A 1176-nucleotide genomic window follows, 5' to 3' on the forward strand; every position below is an offset into this window, starting at 1 on the left:
AGCTTGAGCAATTCCTGTATTACGGGCTACGGATACGCCTTGGTTGGCTTGGGCAATAAATTTCACCCTTTGATCAACTAGCCCAGCAGCCCATTGCTCAACACCATCCGAGCTACCATCGTCAACAATTAATATTTCAAAGTCAGTAAAGGTTTGCCGAAAAACACTATCCACCGTTTCCGGGAGATAGTTCATGGAATTATAGGCAGGAATAACAACAGAAACTTTTGGCATTTTGAAGTTTACATATAATAATTAGCGATACTTTAGTTATTTGAACTGATACTCGTTTTTAGCTATTAACTTTTTGGTCACCAACTTTACGAATAAATTTTCCCGATTTTCCTACAAATACAGAACTCTCATAAACATCCTTTACAACTACATAACCAGCACCAATTACAGCATTATCTCCAATCGTAATCCCACCAACCAATAATCACCACATTGGAGCCGATATCTACATTATTGCCATTTTTTTTTTCAACCGCTATAGGAACCATATGGTAATTTTTTAATTCCCAAATTATAACCAAATTATTAGCTACATTATAGTACATAAATGCCGAAATAACGAACCATATTCCATCATTTTTTTAGATATAAAATAACTTAAAGTTTGAGACTTACCCGTAGCGAAACTAGTTAAAAAGAACTTGCTTGTGTTCCTCTGTAAAGAGTTATTAGTTCTGTGTCTGAAAGTTTTTGATCACTCTTTTTGCCCATAAAGTAAAAACCTGATGCCGAATCAAATGTACCCGATTTATTAATTAGATAGTAGTCAAAATATTTCAACCAAAAAGATGTCAGTCTGGCAATAACCTTAATCAAACCTCTTGCCATAGGGCTCTTAACAAAACTTAAAATAAAGTATTGATATGACCAGGCTAATGCCATTCCTGGTCCACACACAGCACCACTAGAAATTTCTTCAAATTTGCGGAATAAACGACGATGTCCTAAGTGAGTGAAGCGAGTAAAATCATATCTTCCTAGGTGTACTTGTTGCATAAACGGAGTTTCTGAATAAACTAAACCATCTTTTTTGAGCACTCGATGAATTTCTTCAACACAACGGGATGGATCTACAACATGTTCAAGGACTGCTTGGATTATGACTCCATCAAATGAATTATCTTTAAAAGGAATATTGTGGGAGTCAAAAATTACTGCTAT

Annotated in this window: 3 protein-coding genes; all 3 read right to left on the reverse strand. The window is 35.3% G+C overall.

Annotated elements, in window-relative coordinates; all coding sequences use genetic code 11:
- Positions 1-234, reverse strand: a 234-nt coding sequence (locus F6K49_RS51025) for a glycosyltransferase (RefSeq protein WP_293110559.1), incomplete at its 3' end; no start/stop codon positions are given.
- 58 nt (positions 235-292) lie between these two features.
- Positions 293-436: a hypothetical protein gene (locus tag F6K49_RS51030; protein WP_293110562.1), complete on the reverse strand. Its 144-nt coding sequence runs from the start codon at positions 434-436 to the stop codon at positions 293-295.
- 209 nt (positions 437-645) lie between these two features.
- Positions 646-1176 (reverse strand): class I SAM-dependent methyltransferase (locus tag F6K49_RS51035; protein ID WP_293110564.1); only part of this gene is annotated, 531 nt, incomplete at its 5' end.

The sequence above is a fragment of the Moorena sp. SIO3I6 genome (genome assembly GCF_010672095.1).